Below are 539 nucleotides of genomic sequence, written 5' to 3'. Positions count from 1 at the left end.
AGTAAGTGAGGAATCTTTTACTTGCAGCCTCTATTCCGATAGCGGTAGCTAAATGTGTCTTACCTACACCTGGAGTTCCATAAAATAATATATTTTCTTTATTATCAATAAATCTTAATGAGCATAGGTCTTGAATCTGCGCTTTGTTTACTGACGGTTGAAAGCTATAGTCATACTCATCAGCTCTTTTTACAAAAGGAAAGCCGGCTACACTTATTTGGATTTTTGAGGCCATTTCATTTTTATAAAGTATTTCTTTATCTGTTAGATGCACTAAGGCATCTAACAACGGGGTCTGCTCCTGAGCAGCTATGCTAAGATATGTCGGTACATATGATGACATCTTTTCTAACTTAAGAGTTTCTAAATTATTCATAAGTTTTGCATACATTTTAAAATCACTCTCCTAACAATATATCCATTAAGGCCATATTCTCTTTTATAAAATCACCTATTTGATCATCTGATAAATGTTTACAAGCATCAGACTTCAGTATTTCGTGCATATGACCAATTTTATAATTATATTTTTTATCAGT

The 539-nt window shown here is 32.5% G+C and carries 1 protein-coding gene; it reads right to left on the bottom strand.

The window, feature by feature from the left end:
• Nucleotides 1-343, bottom strand: a 343-nt coding sequence (locus ABDZ60_RS18605; protein WP_343780254.1) for an ATP-binding protein, incomplete at its 3' end; no start/stop codon positions are given.
• Nucleotides 344-539: the final 196 nt, after the last annotated feature.

It is taken from the genome of Clostridium sartagoforme, from assembly GCF_039521405.1.
Classification (GTDB): domain Bacteria; phylum Bacillota; class Clostridia; order Clostridiales; family Clostridiaceae; genus Clostridium; species Clostridium sartagoforme.
The sequence above is the reverse complement of the archived record's forward strand: the minus strand, read 5'-3'. Positions and strand labels throughout refer to the sequence as shown.